This is a genomic window from Kitasatospora sp. NPDC002965 (genome assembly GCF_040611255.1).
Classification (GTDB): Bacteria; Actinomycetota; Actinomycetes; order Streptomycetales; family Streptomycetaceae; genus Kitasatospora.
Genome location: NZ_JBEXNT010000055.1, coordinates 28,584 through 54,920, shown reverse-complemented (window position 1 = coordinate 54,920; position 26,337 = coordinate 28,584). Strand labels below are relative to the sequence as shown.

The 26,337-nt window shown below is 75.7% G+C and carries 17 protein-coding genes; 12 read left to right on the top strand and 5 right to left on the bottom strand.

The features are described 5' to 3' along the window. Window positions 1–113: 113 nt before the first annotated feature. The gene (locus ABZY91_RS21770; protein ID WP_329875617.1) at window positions 114–527 is read right to left on the bottom strand and encodes a cytochrome C oxidase subunit I; all 414 of its coding nucleotides are present in this window, start codon (window positions 525–527) and stop codon (window positions 114–116) included. Between the two features lie 330 nt (window positions 528–857). On the opposite strand from ABZY91_RS21770, the gene ABZY91_RS21765 reads away from it, so the two are divergent. The 10 genes from ABZY91_RS21765 (at window position 858) to ABZY91_RS21720 (ending at window position 10,636) form a co-directional block, all read left to right on the top strand. Beyond that, window positions 858–1,295, top strand: coding sequence for a hypothetical protein (locus ABZY91_RS21765; protein WP_355404557.1), 438 nt, complete (start codon window positions 858–860; stop codon window positions 1,293–1,295). Further along, window positions 1,292–2,389 (top strand): polyprenyl synthetase family protein, encoded by a 1,098-nt coding sequence (locus ABZY91_RS21760; RefSeq protein ID WP_355404555.1) that lies wholly within the window; start codon window positions 1,292–1,294, stop codon window positions 2,387–2,389. Before ABZY91_RS21765 ends, ABZY91_RS21760 begins: the two co-directional genes overlap by 4 nt. Before the next feature lie 126 nt (window positions 2,390–2,515). Continuing rightward, complete coding sequence (locus ABZY91_RS21755; RefSeq protein WP_329875611.1) at window positions 2,516–3,184, top strand: cupin domain-containing protein; 669 nt, start codon at window positions 2,516–2,518, stop codon at window positions 3,182–3,184. Next, window positions 3,181–4,410 carry a hypothetical protein gene (locus tag ABZY91_RS21750; protein WP_355404553.1) on the top strand — a complete coding sequence of 410 codons (1,230 nt, stop codon included), beginning with the start codon at window positions 3,181–3,183 and terminating at the stop codon, window positions 4,408–4,410. Before ABZY91_RS21755 ends, ABZY91_RS21750 begins: the two co-directional genes overlap by 4 nt. Next, window positions 4,407–5,540 carry a hypothetical protein gene (locus ABZY91_RS21745; RefSeq protein ID WP_355404550.1) on the top strand — a complete coding sequence of 378 codons (1,134 nt, stop codon included), beginning with the start codon at window positions 4,407–4,409 and terminating at the stop codon, window positions 5,538–5,540. The genes ABZY91_RS21750 and ABZY91_RS21745 overlap by 4 nt, the downstream gene beginning before the upstream one ends. Beyond that, window positions 5,537–6,391 carry a hypothetical protein gene (locus ABZY91_RS21740; protein WP_355404547.1) on the top strand — a complete coding sequence of 285 codons (855 nt, stop codon included), beginning with the start codon at window positions 5,537–5,539 and terminating at the stop codon, window positions 6,389–6,391. The genes ABZY91_RS21745 and ABZY91_RS21740 overlap by 4 nt, the downstream gene beginning before the upstream one ends. 40 nt (window positions 6,392–6,431) lie before the next feature. Then, window positions 6,432–6,977, top strand: a complete 546-nt coding sequence (locus ABZY91_RS21735; RefSeq protein ID WP_329875603.1) for a hypothetical protein — start codon at window positions 6,432–6,434, stop codon at window positions 6,975–6,977. Window positions 6,978–7,025: 48 nt separating this feature from the next. Then, on the top strand, window positions 7,026–8,792 hold the full coding sequence (locus ABZY91_RS21730) for an asparagine synthase-related protein (RefSeq protein WP_355404545.1): 1,767 nt from the start codon (window positions 7,026–7,028) through the stop codon (window positions 8,790–8,792). A 96-nt stretch (window positions 8,793–8,888) separates the two neighbouring features. After that, window positions 8,889–10,232: an aldehyde dehydrogenase family protein gene (locus ABZY91_RS21725; RefSeq protein ID WP_355404544.1), complete on the top strand. Its 1,344-nt coding sequence runs from the start codon at window positions 8,889–8,891 to the stop codon at window positions 10,230–10,232. Window positions 10,233–10,303: 71 nt separating this feature from the next. Then, on the top strand, window positions 10,304–10,636 hold the full coding sequence (locus ABZY91_RS21720) for a hypothetical protein (protein WP_355404542.1): 333 nt from the start codon (window positions 10,304–10,306) through the stop codon (window positions 10,634–10,636). A 31-nt stretch (window positions 10,637–10,667) separates the two neighbouring features. On the opposite strand, the gene ABZY91_RS21715 is transcribed toward ABZY91_RS21720, so the two are convergent. Then, window positions 10,668–12,317, bottom strand: a complete 1,650-nt coding sequence (locus ABZY91_RS21715) for a PQQ-binding-like beta-propeller repeat protein (protein WP_355404540.1) — start codon at window positions 12,315–12,317, stop codon at window positions 10,668–10,670. Window positions 12,318–12,477: 160 nt separating this feature from the next. On the opposite strand from ABZY91_RS21715, the gene ABZY91_RS21710 reads away from it, so the two are divergent. Next, window positions 12,478–13,119: an NAD(P)-binding domain-containing protein gene (locus ABZY91_RS21710; protein ID WP_355404538.1), complete on the top strand. Its 642-nt coding sequence runs from the start codon at window positions 12,478–12,480 to the stop codon at window positions 13,117–13,119. Between the two features lie 157 nt (window positions 13,120–13,276). On the opposite strand, the gene ABZY91_RS21705 is transcribed toward ABZY91_RS21710, so the two are convergent. After that, entirely contained in the window at window positions 13,277–18,817 is a 5,541-nt protein-coding gene (locus tag ABZY91_RS21705) for an amino acid adenylation domain-containing protein (RefSeq protein ID WP_355404536.1), read from the bottom strand. After that, complete coding sequence (locus ABZY91_RS21700) at window positions 18,814–23,970, bottom strand: amino acid adenylation domain-containing protein (RefSeq protein WP_355404534.1); 5,157 nt, start codon at window positions 23,968–23,970, stop codon at window positions 18,814–18,816. The genes ABZY91_RS21705 and ABZY91_RS21700 overlap by 4 nt, the downstream gene beginning before the upstream one ends. 511 nt (window positions 23,971–24,481) lie before the next feature. Between ABZY91_RS21700 and ABZY91_RS21695 the strand changes: the two genes are divergently transcribed. Then, complete coding sequence (locus ABZY91_RS21695) at window positions 24,482–24,919, top strand: YchJ family metal-binding protein (protein ID WP_329951756.1); 438 nt, start codon at window positions 24,482–24,484, stop codon at window positions 24,917–24,919. A 33-nt stretch (window positions 24,920–24,952) separates the two neighbouring features. Here the strand turns inward: ABZY91_RS21695 and ABZY91_RS21690 are convergent, their stop codons facing one another. Continuing rightward, window positions 24,953–25,924 (bottom strand): polysaccharide deacetylase family protein, encoded by a 972-nt coding sequence (locus tag ABZY91_RS21690; RefSeq protein WP_355404532.1) that lies wholly within the window; start codon window positions 25,922–25,924, stop codon window positions 24,953–24,955. Between the last annotated feature and the right edge of the window lie 413 nt (window positions 25,925–26,337).

Sequence of the window (26,337 nt, the reverse complement as noted above, 5' to 3'; positions counted from 1 at the left end):
GCGCACATCCCCCGCGCCCGCGGCCCCCACTCCCCCGCCCCCCCCCCCGCGCCGGGGCCCCCCGCCCCCCCCCGCGGGGGTGGGCCGCCCCCGGGCCCCGCAACCGGCGGCCGTCAGCCGTGCAGGGCCGCCGGGAGGGCGGCGAGCAGCGCCGCCGCCAGCGCCACGGAGAGGCAGACGGCCGCCCACCGCGCGCAGATCCGGCGGCACTCGGAGCGGTAGCGGGCGGCGAGCTGCCGGCACCGCTCGACCGCCCGGTCCACGACCTCCTCGGCGTACCGGAGGCGGTCGTCCGCGTAGGCGCGCTCCAGGGCCTCCCGGTCGTCGGGCGAGAGCCAGGGGAACCGGTCGGCGAAGGCCCGGGCGTCCCGCTCGGCCGCCGCCACCTCCGCCTCCCAGGCCAGGTAGCCCTCCAGCCGGGCGATCTCCACCCGGGCGTCCACCGCCTGCCCGCCCGCCTGCGGGCCCGTCGCCCGCCTGCCGGGACGCGCGTTCCGCGCCTTCGGCGGGCGCTCTCTGCCACCCATGACCGCTCCTCGTGCCGTCGTCGTCCAGCACCCCCCGGGCGCGGACCGATCCGCGACCACGCAACTACTACCAGTGACCGGAGGCGGTCGGCGCCAGACGCGCCGGACCGCCGGCCGCCCGGCCCGCAGGGCACCGGCGCGCGGCGCACAACGCGCGCCGGGGAGGCTCCGGCGCACGTCGGCACGGGTGCGCAGGGGCGCGGCGACACCGGAGGACCACGGACACGCTCCGCACATGGCCGTGTACCATCAGCCATCGAGACCGGCGCCCTGCTCCGCGTCGGCCCGGCCCGCCCCGGCCCGTCCGGGGCGCGAACCAGGAGGTCAGCCATGCCCGACGCCGGTCGGTTCAGCGAGTTGGGCGAGCAGGGCTCGCGCGCCGTCATGGAAGCCGCCGCCGTCCTGGAACGCGAGCTCTCCGCCGGACTGGCGGACGCCAAGGCGGCCACCGCCCGGCTGACCGGCGAGCACCGCGTCGACCAGGAGGAGTTCGACCAACTGGTCCGCCGGGTCTCGGAGAACACCCACCAGCTGATCGACGCGGTCAGCACCCGGGTGCTCGCGGCCACCACCGGCGAGGTGTCCGATCAGGCCGAGCGGCTCGCCACCAACGCGCACGACGTCCTCGACCTGCTGCTCAACCTGAGCAGCCTCGCCCCCGGCTTCGCCAACCGCACCATGCAGAGCGCCTTCGGTCCGCAGCGCGGGCCGACCGGCGGGGCCGGGGACGCCACCGGCGACGGCTCCTCCGCCCGGCCGAACGGGTGAGCACGGCGGCCGGTCCGACGGCCGTCGGGGCGCCGCTGGTCGAACGGGTCCTCGCCCGGTACCGCGAGCGGACCGTCACCGAGCTGCTCCGCCACATCCCCGAACAGAGCCCGCCGTACCTCTACGAGCTCACCGCCGACTACCCGGCCCGCCCGTGCAAGGGACTGCGCGCAGCGCTCTGCCTGGTCACCTGCACCGCGTTCGGCGGCTCCGCGGAGCGGGCGCTCAACCCGGCGGTCACCGTCGAGCTGTTCCACAACGCCTTCCTGATCCACGACGACATCCAGGACGGCAGCGAGCTGCGCCGCGGGTCGCCCACGCTCCCCGCCCGGTACGGCGTCGAGGTGGCGCTGAACGTCGGCAACGCGACCAACCTGCTCGGACTGCGCCGGGTGATGGCCAACCGGCGGGCGCTCGGCGGGGAGCTCGCCTGGCGGCTGTTCGAGGAGACCGAGCTGATGTGCCGCCAGTCGCTGGAGGGACAGGCGCTGGAGATCGGCTGGATCCGGGACAACGTCTGCGACCTCACCGCCACCGACTACTACCGGATGTGCCTCAAGAAGACGTCCTGGTACACCTTCCTCTACCCGTGCCGCTCCGGCCTGCTGGTCGCCGAGGGGGCCTCCACGGACGCGTCCCGGCTCGACCGGTTCGGCTGGTACCTCGGCGCCGCCTTCCAGATCCAGGACGACGTGCTCAACCTGGTCGGAACGGCCGAGGAGTACGGCAAGGAGATCGCCGGGGACCTCTGGGAGGGCAAGCGCACCCTCATGCTGATCCACCTGCTGGAACGCGCCACCCCCGCCGAACGGGCCCGGGTCGTACGGTACCTGAGCAGCACCCGGGCCCGGCGCGGCCCCGACGCGGCCGACGACGTCCACTGGCTGCTCGACCGGATGGCGGCGTACGACTGCGTGGCCGGCGCCCAGGAGGCCGCCGCCGGGCTGGTCGCGGCCGCCGAGCGGGAGATCGAGGGCGTGGTCGCGGACCTGCCCGAACCGGCCGGCGAGGACGCCGACGCGGTCGAGCGGACCGTCGAGGCGCGGGAGTTCCTGCTGGCCCTGCCCGGATTCGTGGTCGCCCGCGGACGCTGACCCTTGCGCGTTCACCCACCCTGCGTAAGATCCACAAGGCCGGCCCCGGAGGACGGGAACCGGTCACAGGTCGGTCGACGTCACCGGGGATGACGTCGCTGCGGTCAACGTGGGGGTGGGTGGCCGATGTCCATAGAATCCGGGCTGCGCGAGCTCGAACGGCTCGCCGGGCGGCTACCGGCCGGGGTCGACCTGTACCGGCTCCGCCCGGACGGCCGCGTCCTGCTCGCCGACCGCGAGGGCGCACGGGAGTTGGGCCCGGACACCGTGCACGGGCCCGCCGGTGAGGAACTGCTCCGCTTCATCGACGAGGGCCAGTTCGCCCACTACCTGGTCGGCGACGCCAAGACCTCGCCCGAGCGGCCGTCGAACGCCACCTACAAACTCGGCATCGTCGCCCCGCGCAGCGCCTTCACCCCGCACGCCCACGGCGGTGAGCACCTGGTGCTCAGCCTCGGCCACGCGGCCTGCGGCCTGTACGACGCCGAACGGCGCCGGGTGGTGGACGTCCCGCTGACACCCGGGCTGCTGATCCGGATCCCCGAGCTGATGCCGCACTCCTTCGCCAACCGGGGCACCGAACCGCTCAACATCCTCGCCGCCAACACCGGTTACGGCATCGATCACGAGGACTACGCGATCACCGCCGCCGAGGCGGAGCGCCGGCAGGACACCGAACTCGCCGAGGCGCTGCGGGCCGTGGAACGGGGACAGCAGGTGGGCGGGGTCAGCGCCCGCGAACGGCTGGCCGCCCGGCTGCGCCGCCTGGCAGCCGCCCTGGAGGTGCCGCGGTGATCTGCCCGCACTGCCGGCAGCGGCTGCTGCGGCGCGAGCGCACCGACCGCCGCTGCGCCCGCTGCCGGCGCCGCTTCGCCCTGGAACCGAAGCTCGACCAGGGCCTGACCGACCTCCGGCTGCGGCAGCACGCGGACCGGCTCACGGACGGCGGCCGGCTCGTCTGCACCACCGACCAGCTCCGCTGGTCCGTCGTGACGCGGCAGCTCCCCCGGGCCGAGCAGGCCCGCCCGCCGCAGGCCCCGCCCGAACCCACCGCCGACGCGGACAGACCGGGCTGCGCGACGGCCGGCGCCGTCGTCCCGCTGGCCGCCGCCGTCCTCTGGGCCGTCCTGGTGCCCGGGCACCGGCTCCTCGCCCTCGCGCCGGCCGCACTCGGCCTCTGGTTCCTGTTCGGCCTGCTGGTCATCGTGCAGGAACGCCGCAAGCTCCCGCGCCTGCGGCGGGAGTGGCAGCGCTCGCACGACCGGTGGACCGAGCAGCTCCGGAAGTGGCAGGACGAGCAGCGCCGCTGGACCGATCCCCTCCTGACCCCCGTCAACTGGACGGCCCGGCGGTTCCGGGACTCGGTCCTGGCCTCCTGGACGAGCACCTACGGCGCCCTGCCCACGGGCGTCGTCGACGACGCCGCCGTCCTGCCGGTCCGCCCGGCCGGCACCCCGGCTCTCGCGGTGCTCTGCCCGGACCCGACGGTGACGGCCTTCCTGCACGCCAACGACTTCCCCGGACGCCACCGCGCCCTGCTCGTGGGCCGTCCGGAGGAGATACCCGCCGGGCTGCCGGTCGTGGTCCTGCACGACGCCTCCCCGCAGGGCTGCCTGCTGGTCGCCGACACCCGCGCCGCGCTTCCCGGCCGCCGGGTCGTCGACGCCGGGCTGTCGGCGCGCACCGCCCTCGCCGGGGGCGAGCGGACGGTGCAGCTGTACGAACGCCGGCAGCGCGAGCCCCTCGCGGAACAGCTGGCGCGGCTCCCGGGACTCACCCGGGAGGAACTCGCCTGGTACACCGCGGGGCTGTGGAGCCCGATCGCCGCCCAGCCGCCCAAGCGGGTGCTGGCGGCGGCCGAGCAGGCCGCCGAGCGGGCCGTGGCGAAGACCTTCGACAAGCGCCCCGGCCCGGCCGACGAGCCCGCCGACGCGCGCGCGCCGGCCTCGGACCTCGGGTTCCTGAGCTGGCCCGACCCCCCGACGGATCCGGACACGGCGACCCCGGAGGTGCCCCGATGATCTGCCCGCACTGTGCGAAGAGCCTGCGCCAGCGCGAGCGCGGCGGGCACCGCTGCTCGTACTGCCGCAAGGACTTCGCCCTCGACCCGAAGTCCGAGGGCACCGGGCTCAACGACCTGCGGATCCGCAAGCTGACCGCCAAGCTCACCCTGGACGGCAGACTGGCCTGCACCGTCGGCCAGTTGCGGTACGCCCTGCAACGGCGCGGCCGGCCCGAGCCGTCCTTCCTCGGCAGCCGGGGCGGCGGCTCGTGCCTGGGCGTGCTCGGGATCGCGGCCATGGTCGTCGGCCTCGCGCTGAACGGCTCGCTCACCGTGCTGCTGGCACTCGGCGGGATGGTCCTCATCGGCACCGGCGTCCGCCAGTTCTGGCTCGCCGACACGCCCGCGCCGCCCGCACCGGTCGAGCTGCGCTGGGACGCCGACGACTTCCGGCGCACCGTGGTCGACCGGTGGAAGAAGGTCTACGGGACGCTGCCGTCCGGGCTGGTGGAGGACGACCTCGTCCGGCCCGGCCCGCCGCCCGCCGAACCGGCGTTCGTCCTGCTCTGCCCGGACCGGACGGTGACCACCTTCCTCCAGGCCAACGACTACCCCCGCCGCCACCGCGCGCTGCTCGTGACCGACCTGCGCGCCGTCCCCGCGGGCCTTCCCGTGGTGGTGCTGCACGACGCCTCGCCGCAGGGCTGCCTGCTGGTGGCCGACGCCCGAGCCGCACTGCGCGGCCGGCGGGTCCTCGACGCGGGCCTCCCGGTCCGCACGGTGCTCGTCGACCAGGACAAGTTCGTCCTGCTGCGCGACCCGCACCGCTCCGAGGAGTTGCAGGCCCGCCTGGAGCGGACGGTGCCCGGGCTCACCGGCGGCGAGCGCGCCTGGTTCGCCGAGGGCTGGTGGAGCCCGCTGGCCGCCCTGCCGCCGAAGCGGCTGCTGGCCGTCGCCGTCCGGGCCGCCGAACGGGCCGGCGGGCGGAGCACCGCCGGCGGCCCCGCCGGGATCCCGGCGCCCCGGCGGCCCGACCGGCCCGAGAACCCGATCGAGACCCGCCGGCGAGCTCTGGCCGTCGGCTTCCTGACCTGGCCCGAGGAGCAGCCCGGCCACGGGCCCGGGCCCACCCGGAAGGGCACCGCATGACCCTGCGTCCGCTGCTGGACGGCGCACTGACCCTCGCCGCCGAACGGGCCGGGGCGCCCGGCGGCCTGCGCTACACCGAACGCCAGCTCTACTACGAGCTGTGCCGCGTGCTCCAGCCGCTGCACGCCGGCCCGCGCCGGATCCCGTACACCCTGGCGCCACCGGTGCGGTACGGCCGGTTCGCCGCCGCCCTGGCCACCCGGCGTGACGAACTGCCGGGCCTGCTACCGCCGTTGGATCCCGCAGCGGCCGTGGCCCCCGGCACCCGGACCGCCGCCGAGGGCGACCTCTACGACTACGGGCTGCCCCGGCTGCTGGTCTGCCAGAGTCCCGCGATCGCCGCCATGCTGGTGGCCAACGACCTGCACCTGGAGGCCGCCTGCCCGATCGTCGCCGCCGACGGGCTGCCGCTCGACCCGCGGCTGACGGCGGCCCTGGAGCGGGCGGGCGACGCCGTGGTCCACGTGCTGCACGACGCCAGCCCGGCCGGGCTGGCCTGCTTCGAGCGGGTCCGGGCGGAGTACGGCAGCGGCGGCGCGGTGGACGGGCCCGCGGGTGTCCGGGTCCGCTCGATGGGCCTCGTCCCCCGGCACGCCACCGCCCTCCACCTCACCACCGGCCGCGGCCCGCACGCCTACCGGGGCCTGCTCCCCGCCGGGCTGCGCCCCGAGGAGCGGGCCTGGCTCGGCGGCGGCCGGACCGTGGAACTGGCCGCCGTCGGACCGGCCAGGCTGCTGCACACCGTGATCCGCCAGGTCCGGGGCGGCGCCACCGGCCCGCGCCGCACCCCGCTGCGGAGCCGGGTCCGCACCGCCCGCGAGGCCGGCTTCCTCAGCTGGCCCACCCCCTGACCGACCGACCCGCCCCCCGACGTGTGAGGACCCCTCGACCATGAGCAACGCACGCCACCTCGGCTACCGCGACGAACTGCTGGCCGACGGCCAACTGCACCGGCGGTACGAGGACGGCCGCAGCGAGTGGCGCCGGCGCGGCGCCGGCCACCTCGTCCACTGGCAGGACAGCCTCGGCCGGTCCGGCACCGACGAACGGCTCGGCCGGGACCTCGTCAAGCGGCTCCACACCGACGGCACCACCGAGTACGGCCGCGACATCGGGTACGGGCGCACCGTCTGGGCCGGCGGACACGTCACCGTCAACCGGACCTCCTTCAGCGGCCGGCTCGGCGTGGTGGTCGGCGCCCTCGGCGTGGCCGGCGCCGCGGCGATCACCGCCGCGCAACTGCCCCCCGAGACGCTGTCCGAGGCGGAGGAGGAGGCGCTGCGCCAGGCCGCCCAGCGGCAGCAGACCTCCGACGGCGGCGGGGGCGGGGGCTCCGACGGCGGCGGGTCCGACACCGGGTCCGACGCAGGATGGGACGACACCGACAACGGCTGGGACGACTCCGGCGACGACTGGGACGGCGACGACTTCGGCTGACCCGCCGCGCCCCGCCGCCGGCCCCTCGACGAAAGGCACCACTCCCCCATGCCCCGCTGCTGCGCCTGCGCCGGCCCCGACGCCGACCGGGCCCGCGCCCACCTCGCCTCGCTCACCGGCACGGCCCTCCCCGGACCCGGCGCCCCGGCGGGCGGGGGCGTCCGGGGCGGCCAGGCCGCCCTGATCCACGGCGAACCCGGCTTCGCCACCGGCCCGTTCACCGTCGACGGCACCACCGCCGTCGGCGAGGTCACCCTGCACAACCGGCCAGAGCTGCACTCCGCCCTCGCCGCCGCCGGCGCCCCCGCACCCGGGACCTGCCCGGACGGCGAACTCCTGCTGCGGCTCTGGCTCCGGCTCGGCTCCGACGGCGTCCGGCGCGCCGACGGGATGTTCGCCCTCGCCGTGGTCGACGGCCCCGACCTCGTCCTGATCCGCGACCACGCCGGCGCCCGCACGCTCTTCTACGCCCACGCCGACGGGTGCTGGGCCGCGTCCACCTCGCTGCGCACGCTGCGCCACTGGCCCGCGCTCGACACCGGGCTCAACCTCGCCGCCGTCCGCTCCTTCCTCACCTTCGCCTACCTGCCCGGCGACGAGACCCTGGTGCGCGGCGTCCACGAGGCCCTGCCCGGGCGGGTCCTGCGGCTCGCGTCCGACGGCTCCGCCCACCAGGAGCCCTACTGGGAGCCCGCCGAACTGCTCCCCGACGACGGGCTCGTCCCGCCCGCCGGGTACGCGCAGGAGCTGCGGTCGCTGCTGGAACGGGCCACCGAGCGGCGGCTGCCGGCCGGCGAGGCGGTCGCGGTCCTGCTCTCCGGCGGCGTCGACAGCTCCCTGGTCACCGCGCTCGCCGCCCGGCTGCACGACCGCCCCGTGCACACCTACTCGATCAGCTTCGGCGACGACCTCCCCAACGAACTCGGCTACTCGGGCCTGGTGGCGAGCCACTGCGGGACGACCCACCGGGTCCTCACCGTCTCCGGCACCGAGGTCGCCGCCCGGCTCGCCGACACCGTCGCCCTGCTCGACAGCCCGGTCGGGGATCCGCTGACCGTCCCCAACCTGATGCTCGCCGAGGCCGTCTCCGGCGACGGGATCACCGTCTCGCTCAACGGCGAGGGCGGTGACCCGGTGTTCGGCGGCCCGAAGAACCTGCCGATGCTGGTCCACGAGATGCACCGGGACGACCCGGACCCCGAGGCGCGGGCCGAGGCGTACCTGCGGTCCTACCGCAAGTGCTACGAGGACCTGCCCCGGCTGCTCACCCCGGAGGCGCTGCGCGCGCTGGCCGGCGAGCCGCAGCCGCGCCGCTTCGTCGCCCCGTACCTGCGGCCCGGGCCGATGCACACGCTCCTCAACCAGCTGCTCCACTGCAACCTGCGGACCAAGGGCGCCCACCACATCCTCACCAAGGTCGAACGGCTGACCGCCTCGCAGGGCGTCCAGGGCCGCTCCCCGCTCTTCGACCGGCACGTCGTCGACCACGCCTTCGCCACCCCGCCGACGCTCAAGCTCCGCGGCACGGTGGAGAAGTGGGTGCTCAAGGAGGCCGTCCGGGACCTGCTGCCGGGGGCCGTCGTCGACCGGCCGAAGAGCGGCATGCGGGTGCCGGTCCAGCAGTGGCTGCACGGCCCGCTGCGCGACCTCTCCGGCGACCTGCTGCTCGGCCGCACCGCCCGCGAGCGCGGCCTGGTCCGCCCCGACACCGTCCGTACCTGGATGCGACGCGAGGGCACCCTGCTACCGCGTCAGGGCGGCAAGCTCTGGCTGGTGCTCACGCTCGAACTCTGGCTGCGCGCCTACGACCTGTGAGACCGCCCGCCACCGGACCCGCCCCGCACCGGTGAGCGCCCCGCCACCACCGACCGCTCCGCAACCCCCTGCTGCCCCGGCCCGGGAGGCCCACCCATGGAACCGTCCACCGAACCCTCGATCCACCTGACCGACCCGCGCACCGGCCACACCCGCGGCACCCTGGTGCCCGCCCGCGCCGGGAGGGTCACCGAGACCGTCGCCCGGGCGCGCGCCGCCGGGGCGCGCTGGCGCGCGCTCACCCCGCGCGAGCGCGAGCGCCGCCTGGACGCGCTCGCCGACCTCGTCGAACGGCACCTCACCGAGTACACCGTGCTGGAGCAGGCCGGCACCGGCAAGCCCGAGGCGGAGGCGACCGGCGAGATCCTGCAGGCCGCCGACCTGTTCCGGTTCTACGCGGGCGCGGCCCGGACCGACAGCGCGCCCGCCGCCGGCCGCTACCTCCCGGGCCACGAGAGCTGGGTGCGCTGGGAGCCGGTCGGCGTGGTCGCCGCCGTCGTCCCGTGGAACTACCCGCTGCTGATGGCCGCCTGGCGGGGCGCCCCGGCGCTGGCCGCGGGCAACACCGTCGTGGTCAAACCGGCCGAGACCACCACCGAGTCGGCCGCCCTGCTCTCCGCCCACGCCGCCGAGGCGCTCGGCGAGGACGTGCTCACCGTCCTGCCCGGCGACCGGGAGACCGGACGGCTGCTGGTCGCCGGCGACGTCGACCTGATCGCCTTCACCGGCAGCGCCGCCGCCGGCGCCGACGTCACCGCCCGGGCCGGTCACCGCCGGGTCAGCCTGGAACTCGGTGGCAACAGCCCCGTCCTCGTCCTGCCCGACGCCCCCGCGCACACCTGGTCCGCGCTCGCCGAGGCGTGCACCTACAACGCCGGCCAGAGCTGCGCCGCCCCCGCCCGGGTGATCACCCTGTCCGACCACTACGAGCACGTCCTCGCCGCGCTCACCGCCGCGTTCGCCGAGCGGCAGGCCGGCCGGGACTTCGGCCCGCTCAACAACCCCGACCAGGCCGCCCGCTACGACCGCATCGTCGACGCGTCCGCCGCCAAGCGCTCGCCCGCCGCACCCGGCCGGACCGACGGCCTCTGGCGCCCGGCCCGCCTGCTCGCCGACCTCCCGGACGACGACCCCGCCGTCCTGGAGGAGGTCTTCGGCCCGCTGCTCACCGTCCAGCACGCCCCCACCGTCGAGGCCGCGCTCGCCCTCGCCAACTCCGTCCCGCAGGCCCTCGGGGCGAGCGTCTGGACGCGCGACCTCCCCACCGCCCTCGACCTCACGGCCCGCCTGGACGCAGGCGAGACCTGGATCAACTGCCACCTCGTCCAGACCGCCGAACTCCCCCACGGCGGTCGCGGCGCCTCCGGCCACGGCACCGACCTCTCCGTCCTCGCCCTCCAGGAGTACCGGCGCCCGAAGACGGTCACCGCCCGGCTCTGAGTACCTCGCGCACGGGGAACTGAGTACCCGTGCGCTGACGGGGCGGCGGTGCGGCCGGGCAGGATCCGGCCATGAGGAGAATCGCGGGCCGGGACCGGACCGGGTGGTGGCTGGTGCCGGTGCGCTCGACGCTGGTGACGGGAGCGTGCCTGCTGTTCGCGCTGCCCCTGCGCGGGGTGGCGGAGATGACGACCGACCCGTGCTTCGAGCCCGGATCCTGCCCGGAGACCTACGCGGGACTGGCCCTGTCGGACCGTCTGCTGCTCACGACCGTGGTGCTGCTGGCGGTCCAGTGGCCGCTGGCCTACCTGGTGCGCCGGGCCCGCCTGTGGGCGGGCCTGGCGCCGGGCGCCGCACTGGTGGCGGCGGTGGCCGTGCTGTTCTCCGTCGGGCCCGGCACGTGAGGCCGGGCGGACGCGGGGCAACGGCCACCGCTCAGGCGAAGGCGCCCGGGCGTCCGAGGGCGACCAGGCGGTGGTCCTTGGTGCCGACGTAGATCCGTCCCTTGTCGGTGGCCGGGACGGAGAACTTGCTGACCGTGCCGAGCGGGAAGGAGCGGCGCAGCTTGAGGACGCCGTCGACCGGGACGGGGTCGTAGGCGCGCAGTTCGCCGCCCTCACCGTACTGGCCGGTGCCGGACCAGATCACCCAGACCAGGGCCGAGCCGGAGCGGGTGCCGTCCGAGGTGACCACGGGCGAGCCGGACATCTTCAGGAAGTCCCCGGCGCTGGTGCCGGCGCTGCTGAGCTGCGGGCTGCCGGCGGCCGTGACCGAGTACTTGAGGGCGCGCAGCTTGCCGAAGTTCTCGACCGTGTAGACGTAGCCGCCGTCGCCGCCCCAGACCGCCGGGTGGCCCCAGACACCGCCGTAGGGGCCGGTGAGCCCGACCACCTTGTCGGTCCCGCCGGGGCCCTGGCCCATGCCGCCCAGGTCGTCGCGGTCGAGCAGGAAGATCCGGCCGTCCTTGCCGACCTGGACGAGCAGGCGGGGGTGGGTGGGGGTGCCGAAGGAGGACGGCAGGGCGACCGGGCCGCCGGAGCCGAGGTCGGTGTCCCGCTTGTCGAGGGTGGCGTTGTTGGTGGGGCTGAAGAAGTCGGCGGGCGCGAAGCCGCCGTCCGCGTCGACGGCGAAGCGGACCACCGACTCGCCGAGGCCGCCGGGCGGCCGGTTGCCCGGACCCACCGCCGGCGAGGCGCCGGAGCCCTGGCCGTTGGCGGTGGTGAGGAAGAACCGGCCGGGGCCGTCCGAGACGAGGCCGCTGCCGGCCATCCAGATCGAGGCGCGCTGGGTGTCGGAGCCCGCGACGGTGGAGAACAGGGTGAGCTTGCGGGTCCGGGTGTCGAGGCCGGCCAGCGTGCCGATGTAGTCGCCGATGCCGCAGAGCGAGCCGAAGCCGAAGTAGAGCCGGCCGTCGAGGAGGAGCAGCCCCGGGCGCTGGAGGGAGCGGTAGGCGTTGAACGGCTTGCCGGGCGCGTTGACCGGGTCACCCTGGACGGTGACGGGCCAGCCGCTGCGTTCGGCCCCGGTCTGGGCGTCGACGGCGTGCACGTAGTAGTGCGGGTGCTTGTCGTCGGGGCCGTCGTCGACCTTGCTGGTGAGGTAGACGGTACCGGTGGCGGGGTCGTGGACGGGGGTGGAGGTGGTGCCGACGTTGGGGCCGGGGTCGGAGCAGCCGATGGCCGCCGAGGCCCAGGCGGGGCCCATCTCCCGGTGCCAGGTGATCTTCCCGGTGCCTGCGGCGATGCCGTAGACGTGGTTGGTCTCGGTCGCGACGACGACGGTCGGGCCGATGACCAGGGGCTGGGCGAAGACCTGGCCGTTGAGCGGAGTGGAGAAGCGGACGCCGAAGTCGGACTTGCCGACCTCGGCGGGGCTCAGCGCGGGTTCGTCGCGGTCCCAGGCGGTGCGGTCGGCGGAGAAGGAGACGGTGCTGACGTCGGCCCGGGCGGTGCCTGCGGCGGCCGGGGCGAGCAGGGCGAGGCCGGTGAGCACGGCCGCGGCGCGCGGCAGGCGGCGGGTGCCCGGGCGGCGGGGCGGTGTCGGGCCCCGGAGGGCGGTCCGGCACGGGTGGGTGGTTCGGTTCATGGCGCCCATGGTTCGGCGGGGCGGGTGGGGCCACCAGCGGAGGTGGTCCACTCGGCGGTCGGCCGTTCGCGGCGTTCACCGGACAGGCCGGGCGGGCTGCTCTATGTTCGTCGCGGCAGGTTTCCGAGTGACGGGTGGTGCGGTTGTGCGGTACGGGGTCATGGGTACCGGTGGGGTGGGCCGGACGATTGCGGACAAGCTGGTGGCACTCGGTCACGAGGTGACGATCGGTTCGCGTTCCCGGGGGAACGAGAACGCGGTGGCCTGGGCCGAGCAGGCCGGGCCGACCGGGCACGCCGGCACGTTCGCGGACGCCGCGGAGTTCGGCGAGGTGGTGGTGAACGCGACCGCCGGGACGGTGTCGCTGGACGCGCTGCGGGCGGCGGGTGCGGACCGGCTGGCGGGGAAGGTCCTGATCGACCTCTCCAACCCGCTGGTGTTCTCCCCCGAGGGCGCGGTGACGCTGGACCCGGTCAACACCGACAGTGTCGGCGAGCGGATCCAGCGGGAGTTCCCGCGGACCAGGGTGGTGAAGGCGCTCAACACCCTGACCGCGCCGCTGATGGTGGACCCGGCCCGGCTGCCGGGCGAGCACAACGTCTTCGTGGCCGGGGACGACGCCGACGCCAAGGCCGAGGTCGTGGCGGTGCTGGCGGAGTTCGGCTGGCCGGCGGGCTCGGTGATCGACCTCGGGGACATCGCGGGGGCCCGGGCGCTGGAGATGACCATGCCGTTCTGGATCCGGCTGATGCAGTCCTTCGGCACGGCGGAGTTCAACTACTCCTTCACGCGCGCGAAGTAGCCGCCACGCGGACGCCCCCGCCCTCCCGCTCGTCGGAGCGGGAGGGCGGGGGCGTCTTCCGGGAACGCGCCTTCCGGGAAGGGGAGCCTCCTTCGGGAGCGGGCGCGTCTTCCGGGGTGAGGCCGCTGGTCGGCCCGGGGGGCCGGCCCGGTGGCCGCTAGCGGCGGGCCGTGGAGGCGTGGACCCGGTCGGCCGGATCGTCCTCGACCGGCTCGGGGGCACCGGCCGGTCTCGGTACCCGGGCACCGGTGAGACGCCCGGTGCGGCCGATGCGCCCGGCCCGGGCCGCCTCGGTCTGGGCGAGCCGGCGGTCGGCCTCGGCCTGGATGGCGTCCTTGTCGCCGATCTCGGCGTCCGGCAGCGCGTCCGGGAGGAGGTCCTCCAGCAGCCGCAGCGGCCGGTAGGCCAGTCCCAGCACGCCCCAGACCGTGAGCACCAGGCCGACCACGACGAGCAGCAGTCCCGCCCCGCGGCCCGGTCCGGTACCGAGGACCAGGCCCACCGAGTCGGCGAGCGCGCCGCCGGGGCGCATCAGCGGCTCGAAGACGTGGTCCGAGAGCGGCCCCGCGGTGAGGAAGCCGAGCGGCATCATCGACATCGCGAGCATCTGGTTGGTGGCCAGGACACGGCCCTGGAGCTCCATCCCGACCTTGGTCTGGATCAGCGCCATCCAGTGCGAGTTGAGGATCATCATCGCGGCCCAGAGGACGAAGAGCCCGCAGGCGGTGAGCGCGGCCTCGGGACGGCTGCCGGTCAGGACGGCGGCGAGACCGACCACCGAGGTGAAGCCGATCATGCCGAACGTGCGTCTGCGGGTGCCGCCCCAGAGGGCCATGACCAGGGCGCCGGTCATGGCCCCGAGCCCGCCGAGCGCGGTGATCACGCCGAGCTGGACCGCCGAGCCGCCCGCCAGCACCATCGGGGTGATGAGCACGGTGGCGACGGCGAACAGGTAGTTGAACACCACGAAGAAGACCACCATCGCGACCAGGCTGTGCCGGCGCACGATGTACCGCCAGCCGGTCACCACCTCGCGGAGCAGCGGCTCCTCCTGCCGGTCGAACATCGCGTCCGGGAAGCGCACCAGCAGCAGGCAGGTGACGCCGGTGAGGAAGGTGGCCATGTCGAACAGCACCACCCCGTGCAGGCCGATCAGCGAGACCAGCACGCCGCCGCCCAGGACGGCCATCATGTCGCCGGCGCCCGTGCCGAGCTGGGCGAGGCCGTTCGCCTGGCCCAGGTAGCGCTTGGGTACCAGCTGGGTGATCGCGGCCAGGTAGGCGGGGCGCTGGAAGGCCGAGCAGACGGCCCCGGTGCAGGCGACCGCGTAGATGTGCCAGACCTGGAGGAGGTCGGCCCAGAGCAGTGCGCCGAGGCCGAGCATGCCGGCGGCGGCCACGGTGTCGGTGACGATCATGATGCGGCGGCGGTCCACCCGGTCGGCGAGCGCACCGGCGATCGGCAGCAGCAGGACCGCCGGCAGCACCGCGACCACCGCGATCATCGCGAAGTCGAAGGCCGAGCCGGTCTGCTGGTAGACCCAGACGCCGAGCGCGAAGGTGGAGAGGCTGGTGCCGATCATCGAGACGAACTGGCCGATCGCCACCTTGGCGAAGGTGGCGAGTTCGGCGCGGGCCGCCGGCCGCCGGGCGTCGGCCCGGTCCGCGCCCGAGACCGCGCCGGTGGCCGCGAACTCGACCAGTACGCGGGCGAGTTCGCCGGCCTGGTGCTTGAGGAAGTAGTGCCCGGCGCGGGGCACGACGGCGAGGTCGACGGTCTCGCCGAAGTGCTCCCACTCCGTGTACCGCTCCTGGTACAGGAGGGTGGCCCGGTCCTTCTCGCCGACGACGCAGAGGATCGGCGCCCCGATCGCGACCGGGCGGGCGTCCCCGTAGGCGCGGGTGTAGAAGTCCTCGGCCTGCCGGACGTCGTGCCGCAGCGCCCGGACCAGGAAGTCCTGTTCGGCCTGGTCGTAGACGTCCGTGAACCCGCCCATCGCCCGCAGGTAGTCGAGGTAGGAGCGGTTGGAGAGCATCCGGTCGCCGGGGAGCCTGCGGGCCATCCACTCCGCGAACCGGCCCGGCAGCCGGGCGGCGGGGAAGGTGCCGCCCAGCGCGACCCCGCGCAGGTCGGCGCCGGCCGCCTCCAGCCGGGAGCCGAGCGCGGTGGCGAGCGCGCCGCCGAGGCAGTGCCCGTAGAGCAGCACCGGACCGTCGATCCGCTCGCGGATCTGTGCGGTCAGGGTGTCGGCCAGCGCGTCGAGCTCGACCAGGTCGTCGTCGGGGCGGCTCGGGTCGTGGCCGGGCAGCTCGACGGCGTAGAGGCGGTGGCCGGCGGGCAGTGCGTCGGCGAGCGGCTGGAAGGTGATCGGGCTGCCGCCGCCGTACGGGACGCAGACGACGTTGACCGTCGCCGGGGCGTTCCCGCGGGTGAGCTTGTGCAGCAGGGTGCGCGGGCCCTCGTCGGCGGTGCCGCCGGCCCGGGCGTCGAGCAGCGCGGCGAGTTCGCGCACGGTGGGGTGCTGGAACAGGTCGATCACCGAGAGGCCGCGGCCGATCAGCCGGACGGCGTGCACGGCGGAGAAGGAGTCACCGCCGAGGGCGAAGAAGTCGTCGGCGGCGCCGACCTCCTCGGCGACCAGCACCTGACGGTAGGCGGCGGCCACCGCGTGCTCCGTCGCGGTGGCCGGCTCACCGCCGCCCGCCGGGACGGGCCGGGTGGCGACCGGCTCGGGCAGCGCGGCCCGGTCGACCTTGCCGTTGGCGTTCAGCGGCAGGGCCGCCAGGACGACCAGGACGGCCGGCACCATGTAGTCGGGCAGCCGGGTGCGCAGGGCCGCGCGCAGCGTGCCCGGGTCGGGGGCGGCGGCCGGATCGGCGGGGACGAGGTAGCCGACCAGGGTGCGGGCGGCGCCCTCGCCCCGGGCGGCGACGACGGCCTCGCGGACCTCGGGCCGGGCCGTCAGCTCGGCCTCGACCTCGCCGATCTCGACCCGGAAGCCGCGGATCTTGACCTGGTGGTCGATCCGGCCCAGGAACTCGACGGCGCCGTCGGGGCGGCGCCGGACCAGGTCGCCGGTGCGGTAGCAGCGGCGGCCGGCCACCTCGGTGAAGCGCTCGGCGGTGAGGTCGTCGCGGCCGAGGTAGCCTCGGGCCACGCCGGCGCCGGAGACGTACAGCTCGCCCGGGACACCCACCGGAACGGGACGGCGGAGGGCGTCCAGGACGTGCGCCCCCACGTTGCCGAACGGCCGGCCGAGCGGGGCGGTCGCGCAGTCCCCGAGGTCGGCGGGCACGGGTGCGCCGAGCATCGAGACGGTGGTCTCGGTGGGACCGTAGTGGTTGTGCAGCGTCAGGTCCGGCCGGGCGGCGCGGATCCGGGCGACCAGGTCGGGCCGTAGGGCCTCGCCCGCGCAGATCAGCAGCCGGGCGGGCAGGATCCCGCCGAGGCCGGCGCCGTGCGCGGCGAGTCCCTCCAGGTGGCTGGGGACCAGCTTCATGGCGTCGATCCGGTGCTCGGCCGCGTAGGCGGCGAAGGCCTCCGGATCGGTCGCCTGATCGCGGGTGAGCAGGTGCAGGCAGCCGCCGCCGGTGAGCGCGCCGAACACGTTGGTGATGCCGAGGTCGGCGGCGAACGTCGAGACCAGCGCCCAGTTCCAGCCGTCCTGGTCACCGCCGATCCGCTCCCGCAGGCCGTGCAGGTAGTTGCGGACGTTGCGGTGCTCGACGGCGACGCCCTTGGGCGTGCCGGTCGAGCCGGAGGTGAAGACCAGGTAGCAGAGGTGCTCGGGCCGGACGTCCACCTCGGGGGCCTCGGCCGTGGCCGAGCCGTCCGGGACGACCGCCGGGATCCCGGCGGGGAGCCGGTCGCGGAGGTCCTCGGTGGTGACGACCGCGGCGGCCCCGGCCGCGGCGAGCAGCCCGTGGATGCGCTCGTCCGGGTAGACCGGGTCGATCGGCAGGTAGGCGCCGCCGGCCTTGAGGATGCCGAGCATGCCGACCACCAGCGCGGCGGAGCGCTCGACGAGCAGCCCGACCGGGCGGTCCGGCCCGACGCCGAGCGCGCGCAGCCGGTGGGCCAGGGCGTTGGCGCGGTGGTCGAGTTCGGCGTAGTCGAGGACGCCGTCGGCGCCGCGGACGGCGGGCGCGCCCGGGGTGCGGCGGGCCTGCTCCTCGACCAGGCCGTGCAGGGTGCCCCCGAGGTCCCAGTCGCGCGCGGTGTCGTCCCAGTCCGCGATCTGCCGCTGCTCGGACGGGGTGAGCAGAGGGAGACCGGAGAGCGGGCGGTCGGGGGTCTCGGCCATCGCGTCGAGGACGGTGGTGAGGTGGCCGAGGACGCGCCGGACGGTCGGCTCGTCGTACAGCTCGGTGCGCCAGACGAGGTCGGCGACCAGCTCGCCGCCGGTGTCGACGACGGCCACCGACAGGTCGAACTTGGCGGTGTCGGTGCCGATCGGCCGCCAGTCGACGGCGTGGCCGGGCAGCCCCGGCCGGGCCTGCGCCTGGTTGTGGACGTTGAGCAGGACCTGGAACAGCGGGGTGTGGGCCAGTTCGCGCTCCGGGCCGAGCGCGTCGACCAGCCGCTCGAAGGGAAGGTCCTGGTGCCCGAAGGCGCCGAGGGCCGACTCCCGTACCCGGTCGAGCAGCCGGCGGACCGTCGGGTCCCCGGAGAGGTCGGTGCGCATCGCCAGGGTGTTGACGAAGCAGCCGACCAGCGGCTCGGTCTCGCTGCGGGTGCGCCCGGCGACCGGGGTGCCGACGGTCACGTCCTCGCTGCCGGTGTAGCGGCCGAGGACGGTCTGCAGGGCCGCGAGGAGCACCATGTACACGGTGGTGCCGGTCTGTTCGGCGAGCGCCCGGATCCGGCGGGTGCGCTCGACGCCGAGCTCGGCGGTGAACCGGTCGCCGGCGGTCCCGGCCACGGCCGGCCGGGGGCGGTCGGGGGGCACGGTGACGGTGGCGGTCGCGCCGCGCAGCCGTTCCTGCCACCAGGTCTGCTGCCGGTCGAGTTCGGCGGCGAGCCCGGTCTGCTGCCAGTACGCGATGTCGGCGTACTGGACGGGCAACGGCGGGAACCCCGGGGCGCGGCCCTCCCGCCGGGCCGCGTAGGCGGTGGCGAGGTCGGTGAACAGGACCCCGATCGACCAGCCGTCGGCGGCGATGTGGTGCAGCACCAGGCTGAGCACGGCGCCGTCGCCGGTGCGCAGCAGGGCGGCGCGCAGCGGCAGGTCGGCGGCGAGGTCGAAGGGGCGGTGGGCCTCGGTCTCCAGCCAGGCGTCGACCCGGTCGGCGGGGACGTCGGCGACGGTGAGGGTGAGGCGCTCGGCGGGCAGCGGCTCCGGGCGGACCTCGCCGTCGACGGTCGGGTAGACGGTGCGGAGCACCTCGTGCCGGGCGAAGACGTCGGTGAGGGCCGCCCCGAGGACGGCCGGGTCGGGCGCACCGTCGATGTGCAGGGCGAGCGGGATGTGGTAGGCGGCGCTGTCGGGCTCGTACTGGGCCAGGAACCACATCCGGCGCTGGGCCGAGGAGAGCGGCGCGGGGGTGCCCGCGGGGCGCGGGGTGACGGCGTAGCGGTCGGCGGCGCCGTCCGCGGCGGCGGCCTTGGCGGCCTTGGCCTTGGCGAGGCGGCGGCGGAGCAGTTCCTGCCGTCGGGCCTCGGCGTCCGGGGCCGGACCGGTGGTGGGCTGGTCGGTCATGCGGTCTCCCCCGTCCGGGCACCGGTGGTGCCGTCGGCCGTGCGGTCGTGCGGGACCCCGGGCGCACCGGGGCGGTTCCGGCCGTTCCGGCCGGTCGGGTCGGTCGGGTCGGTCGGGTCGTCGAGGTCGTTCAGGTCGCCCAGTTCGTCGATCTCGGCGAGCATCCGCTCCTCGATGCGGCGGGCCAGCGTGGCCAGCGTGCGGGCCTCGAAGATCGTGCGCAGCGGAAGTTCGGTCTCGAAGGTGTCGCGCACCTTGGTGAGCAGCCGGGTGGCGAGCAGCGAGTGCCCGCCGATGGCGAAGAAGTCGTCGTGCCGGCCGACCCGTTCGACGGCGAGCACCTCCTGCCAGAGGTCGGCGAGGAGTTCCTCGCAGTCCCCCTCGGGCGGGGAGCCGGCGCCGCCGAGCCGTGGCGCGGGCAGCGCGGCCCGGTCGACCTTGCCGCCGGGGGTCAGCGGCAGCGCGTCGAGCAGGACGAGCGCGGCGGGCACCATGTAGTCGGGCAGCCGCTCGGCGAGGGTGATGCGCAGTTCGTCCTCGGTGAGCGCGCTCCGGGTGGACCCGGCGTCGGCGGACCCGCGGCCCGTGGGCTCGGCGCCGGTGACGACGTACCCGGCGAGGACCGGGCCGGCCGGGGTCCCGACGAGCCGGACGGCGCCCGCGGTGACCCCGGGGATCGCGGTGAGCGCGGCCTCGATCTCGCCGAGCTCGATGCGGAAGCCGCGGAGCTTCACCTGGGCGTCGGCGCGGCCGTGGTACTCCAACCGGCCGTCCGCGCGGCGGCAGGCGAGGTCACCGGTGCGGTACATCAGCGCGCCCTCGGGACCGCCGGGCTCGGCGGTGAACCGTTCGGCGGTGAGCTCCGGACGGCCGTGGTAGCCGAGGGCGACGCCCGCGCCGGCGATGCAGAGCTCACCGACGCCGTTGACCGGAACGGCGCCTCCGGCGGAGTCCAGCAGGTGCAGCCGGGTGTTGGCGACGGGCGCGCCGAGGGCCACCACCCCGCCGTGGGAAGCGAGTTCGGGGGTGACCCGCTGGACGGTGGACCAGACGGTGGTCTCGGTCGGCCCGTACAGGTTCCACAGCGCGCCGACGCGCGGGAGCAGCGCCTCGGCGAGGTCCGCGGTGAGCGCCTCGCCGCCGCACAGGGCGGTCAGACCGGGACGGCCGGACCACCCGGCCTCCAGCAGCATCCGCCAGGTGGCGGGGGTGGCCTGCAGGTGGGTGACGCCGCGGGACCCGAGCCAGCCGGCCAGCGCGTGGCCGTCGGTGGCGGTGGCACGGTCGGCGATCTCCACCCGGGCGCCGGTGACCAGCGGCAGCCAGAGCTCCAGACCGGCGATGTCGAAGGTGACGGTGGTGACGGCGGCCATCACGTCCCGCCCGGTGAGGCCCGGCTCGCGGCCCATCGAGGTGAGGAAGTTGACGATCGCGCGGTGCGGGACGGCGACGCCCTTGGGGCGGCCGGTGGAGCCGGAGGTGTACAGCAGGTAGGCGGGGTCCTCCGGGCCGACGGTGACGGCCGGCGCCGCGGCGGGGGCGGCGGCGTGCTCGGGGCCGTCCACGAGCACGGCCTCGCGGCCGTGCAGCAGCGGGTCGCCCGCCGTCGCGCTCTCGGCGACCAGCAGGGTGACACCGGCGTCGTCGAGGACGCCGCGGTTGCGGGCGAGCGGCTGCTCCACGTCGAGCGGCAGGTAGGCGGCCCCGCTGCGCAGCACGCCGAGCAGGGCCGCGGGCAGCAGCCGGCCGCGCCGGACGGCGACCGCGACCACGGCCCCGGGCCCGGCACCGCGCGAGGCGAGCAGGTGGGCCAACCGGTCGGCGGTGTCGTCGAGTTCGGCGTACGTGAGGGCGCCGTCGGTGGCGGAGACGGCGACCGTGTCGGGGGTGCGGGCCGCCTGGTCCGCCACCAGCCGGTGCAGCGGGGCGTCGGGTATCGGCGCCTCGGTGCGGTTGACCGGATCGTCGGCGGCGAGTTCGGCCGCCGAGAGCATGGCCAGCTCGCCGAGCGGCCGGTCGGGTTCGGCGACGGCGGCGGAGAGCAGGGCGACCAGGTGGTCGAGCACGGCCCGGACGGACCGCTCGTCGTAGCGGGAGGTCCGGTACTCGGCGGAGAGCAGGGGTCCGTCGGCCGGGAACTCCAGGAAGATCGAGAGGTCGGTCTTGGCGGTGCCGTTGCACACCTCGGCGACGAACCGCAGGCTGAGGCCGGGGAGTTCGACGGCGGCCACCGGGTGGTTCTGGACGGCGAGCAGCACCTGGGAGACCGGCGAGGCGGTGAGCCCGGCCGAGCGGCCGAACCGGCGCGCGTGGTCGACGAACGGGTGACCGCTGTGCTCGGCGGCTTCCAGCACGGCCGGGCGGACCAGGGCAACCAGGTCGCGGAAGGTGTCGGTGCCGGCCACCTCCAGGCGGATCGCGACGGTGTTGATCAGCGAGCCGAGGACCTGCTCCAGCTCGGGGACGGGCCGCACGGCGAACGGGCTGAGCACCGCGAGGTCGGTGCGGCCGGTGTAGCGGTGCAGGACACCGCCGAGCGCGGCCAGCACGGCCATGTAGAGGCTGGCCCCCTCCTGGGCGGCCCGGCGTTCGACGGAGCGGACCAGGTCGGCGTCGATCCGGCGGGCGATCCGGCGGCCGGCGATGTCCTGCGGGTTGGGGTGCGGGCGGTCGCCCGGCAGGTGCTGTTCGGCGTCCAGACCGCGCAGTTGCAGGCCCCAGCGCCGGGCCGCGTCACGGCCCGCCGCGACGGCGCGCTCCTCCCAGCGGGCCACGTCGGAGAGCTGGAGGGCGGGTTCGGGCAGTTCGCCGTCCCGGTGGGCGCGGGCGATCTCGTCGAGCAGCAGTCCGGCGGCCCAGCCGTCCATCGCCGCGTGGTGGACGGTGAGCAGCAGCTCGTGCCGGTCCTCGCCGGTGCGCACGGCGAGGGCGCGCAGCAGCCGGCCGGTCGTCAGGTCGATCGGCCGGGCCGCCTCGGCGCGCAGCGCGGCGTCGAGGGCCTCGTCGTCGGCGCCCGTGAGGTCGAGCAGCGGCACGTCGACGGGGTAGGGCGCGACGATCTCCGCGGTGACCTCGTTCTCGTCCTCGCCGAGCGGGTCGGCGACGCCGCGCAGCGCGGTGCGCAGCACCTCGTGCCGGCGGACCACCTCGGTCAGCGCGCGGCCGAGGGCCTCGCGGTCGAGCACGCCGTCCGCCCGGACGCGCAGCGGGACGTTGTAGAGGGAGCTGCCGGGCTGGATCGACTCGTGCAGCCAGAGTTCGCGCTGGAAGCCGGTGGCGCGGGCCGGCAGGTGGGCCTCGCGTTCGGGCGGGGCGACGGAGCGGCGTCCGCCGCCGCCGTTGGCGACCCGGACGGCCAGCGCGGCCACGGTCGGCGCGGCGAAGAATTCGGCGAGCGGCACCCGGGTGCCGAACTCCCGCTCGATCCGGCCCAGCAGCCCGGCGGCGAGCAGCGAGTGCCCGCCGAGGTCGAGGAAGACGTCGTGCACGCCGACCTCGGGCACGCCGAGCAGGCCCTGCCAGAGTCCGGCGATGCGGGTCTCGACGGGGGTCCGGGGCGCGACGAACAGCTCGTGGCCCGCGCGACTGCGGGCGGCCGGTGGCAGCGCCTTGCGGTCGGTCTTCCCGTTGGGGGTGAGCGGCAGGTGCTCCAGCACGGCGACCGCCAGCGGCACCATGTACCCGGGCAGGGCCGTGGCGCAGTGGGCGCGCAGGTCGGCGGGCGCCGGTTCGGCGAGGCCGGGCGCGGGCTGGACGAAGGCGGCCAGGTACTCGCCGGCCTCGTCGCGCTGGACGACGGCGGCGGCGGCCTCGACCGCGGGGTGGGCGGCGAGCACCGCCTCGATCTCGCCGAGCTCGACCCGGAAGCCGCGGACCTTCACCTGGTGGTCGACGCGGCCGTGGTACTCCAGGTCCCCGTCGGGGAGCCGGCGCACGAGGTCGCCGGTGCGGTAGCAGCGCACGCCGTCGACGGTGACGAACCGCTCCTCGGTGAGGTCGGGCCGACCGTGGTACCCGCGGGCCAGGCCCTCGCCGGAGAGGTACAGCTCCCCGATGCCGCCGTCCGGCACGGCCGCCCGCCGCTCGTCGAGGACGTGGGCGAGGGTGCCGTCGAGCGGGCGGCCGATGACCGGCTCGCCGTCCTCGTGGCGGCCGACCAGCGACCAGGTGGAGTAGACGGTGTCCTCGGTGGGGCCGTAGAGGTTGTAGAGCCGCTCCACCTTGGGCTGGGCGTACACCTTGTCGGCGAGGTGCCGGGGCAGTGCCTCGCCGGCCAGGTTGACCACCCGCACGCCGTCCGGAAGGCCGTCGCCGCGCAGCAGCGCGGCCATGGCGCTGGGCACGGTGTTGACCAGGGTCACCTCGTCGCGGGCCGGCAGCTCCGGCAGGGCGAGGACGTTCTCGGCCACCACGACCGTGCCGCCGACGGCGAGCGGGAGGAAGAGCTCGTACACCGAGATGTCGAAGCAGACCGAGGTGCCGAAGAGCACGCCGGCCAGGTCGGCCGGGGTGTAGGTCCGCGCGGCCCAGCGGAGCATGGCGTTGACGCCGCGCCGGGTGACCGACACGCCCTTGGGGCGGCCGGTGGAGCCCGAGGTGTAGAGGACGTAGGCGAGCGCGTCGGCAGGGGCGACGGGGTCCGCCGGGTCGGCGGCGGGGCCGGTCGGAGCCGGAGCGGCGAGGCCGGGGGCCGAAGGAGTGGCGGGGGCGGGAACGGCCGGGGTGGCGGGGACGTCGGGGGCGTCCCCGCCGGTGTGGAGGAGGGTGGCACCGGCGCCGGCCAGCAGGTGTTCGTGCGCACGGTCGGTGGCCACCACGGAGGCCCGGGCGTCGCCGACGACCAGTTCGAGGCGGTCGCGCGGGTAGGCCGGGTCGAGCGGCACGTACGCGCCGCCGGCCCGCAGGACCGCCAGCAGGGTGATCACGAGGTCTGCCGTTCGCGGCAGGCAGACCCCGACCAGGGCCTCCGGACCGATCCCGGCGGCTGCCAGCCGGTCCGCCACCGCCTGCACGGCGAGATCTAACTGGCGGTAGGTCATCCGACGGTGGCCGTCGATCACGGCGAGGGCGTCGGGGGTGCGTTCGGCCTGAGCGGAGAACAACTCGGCCGGCGATGCTGCCGGGTCCAGCGGTGGATGTCCCGTCGAACTCATCAACTCTCCTGGGGGGTGATGCTGCTCCGACTTGTGGCCGGGGGGAAACGGGCGGTGTGCCCTCGGAGATGCTGGGGTAAAGATCTTCGAATGACCAGCACATTTCCGTCACTCGTTCGATATGCCGGAAAGATCACCTCCGTCGCGCTCGTCATCGGCGCGAGAGTGTGACGGTTCGTCGGCGATTTCGGACAGATTGTCAGGACCCTTGGCATCGCGGCCCAGTGGCGCTACGGTCGTCGCCAACGACCCGACGAGGGGGCGTGGCCGCGATTCCGCCGGCGACCCGGCAGAGCCTCTGACCTCCGCGTTGTCAGATACCTGACACCCCCTGGAGCGCACGGAACCCCCGCCCCGGAGGGCCCGCCGGTCCGCCCGGAGCGCCCCCCGGTCCGCCCCGGAGGGCGCTGCTCCGGGCACGGCGGGCGGGAGCCGTCCCGGGCAGGGTGGGCGGGAGCCGTCCGAGCAGGGTGGGCGGGATCCGCTCCGGGCAGGGGCCAGAATGTACGCCATGTCACGACGACGCCCCGCGCCCCGCGCCGCCGCGCCCGCGCCCCGCCTGCTGCCCTCCTCCCCCTGCCCGTGCGGCCTGCCCGGCACGTACGGGGAGTGCTGCGGCCTCCTGCACCGCGGGCAGGCCGCCGCCACCACCGCCGAGGCCCTGATGCGCTCGCGGTTCAGCGCCTTCGCCGCCCGCGACGAGGCCTACCTGCTGCGCACCTGGCACCCCGACACCCGGCCGGACTCGGTCGAGTTCGACGCGGGGCTGCGCTGGGTGCGCCTGGAGGTGCTCTCCGGCTCCGAGGGCGGGCCGTTCCACAGCGAGGGCACGGTCGCCTTCCGCGCCCACTACGTCGAGGGCCGGGAGGAGGGGGTTCTCACCGAGCACAGCCGCTTCGTCCGGCACGAGGGCGCCTGGGTGTACCTCGACGCCCTCTCGCTCGACTGAACCGCCCGCCCCGGGGCGGGCGGGCCCGCAGCGCTACAGGTAGTCGTCCAGCCGGGCCAGCGCGAAGCCCTGCGCGGTGACCTCGTCGACCACCTTGCGGAGCAGGTCGGTCATGGTGCCCGGCCACAGGTCGGTGCCCCGGAAGTGGGTGAGGATGATGTCGCCCGAGTGGAGCCGCTGGTCGAGCTGGCGGTACTCCATCCGGTCGGGGAACGCCTCCTCGTTCCAGAGCGGCACCGCCTCGATGCCGCAGGAGGCGGCGGCCCGCAGGGTGTCCTCGTTGTACTCCCCGTACGGGGGCCGGAACAGGCGTGGACGGGCGCCGATCTGCTGCTCCAGCTGGTCCTGCTGGCGGCAGATCTCGTCGCGCTGCGTCTCGTAGCCGAGGACCTTGAGGTTGCGGTGGTTGATCGTGTGGTTGTTCACCGCGTCACCCTGGGCGGCGAGCTGGCGGAAGTAGCCGTAGTCGGAGCGGGCCAGGTAGTCGGCGACGAAGGTCGACAGCGGGATCCCGAGTTCGGCGGCCATCCGGTTGAACTCCGGGTCCTTCTCGGCACCGTCGTCGACCGTGAGGAAGACGATCTTCTGCTCGGTGGGCACCCGGTACACCACCGGCGGCAGGCCCTCCGCGAGCTTCACCCCCTGCCCGGCGCGCAGCTCCGGGCGGCCGGCCGGGCGCGGCGGAGCGGCCAGCGGCGGGCGCTCCAGGCCCCAGCGGCGCGCGGTCTCCAGCGCGGTCCGGACCGTCGCGGCCTTGCGGGCCACCGCCTCGCTGCTGGTCTCCTCCTCCGCCCGCGCCGGCCCCGGCAGCGACAGCGGCACGGCGGGCGGGTGCGGCCCGTCCCGGTCGGCCGCCGCACCGGTCCCGGTCACCGCGCCCGCCCCGGCCACCGCGGGCTCCGGCGCCGCCGAACCCCCGGCCGGCCCGCCGCAGCCCGCCGCCACGACGGCCGCCAGGCACACCGCGGCGGCCAGCCCGGCGCGGCTCCGGTGACGCCCGGCCAAACCCTCGCTAATACGACAATCTGATGGTCTGTCCATAGCCCCACTGCTCCCCCGCCACGCCCACACCCCAATCCCCCCATCACCCGCCCGGAGCAGCGGCGCAGCGGCGACGGAACAGCGGCGGAGCCCGGCCGGCCCCCCGGGACCCGGCCCGGGGCAGGCGGCAGACGCCCGCGGCCTGTTCATCCAGGGGACCCGCCCGTCCGGCGGGCAGCCGGCTTGCGGCCTCGGGGATCAATCAACCGTGGCGGGCGCTCTCCCTGCCGGATTCTCGTCGGATCAGCGCGGTGCCGGGCGCCCGGTCGGGCGTGCCTGCGGACCGTCCTCGTACCGGGTCGTACGTGGATGATTCGCCGATGCGTGCAGGTGGGAGCACCTCCCCCGGCCGGAGGCCGGGGGAGGATGCCCGGCCT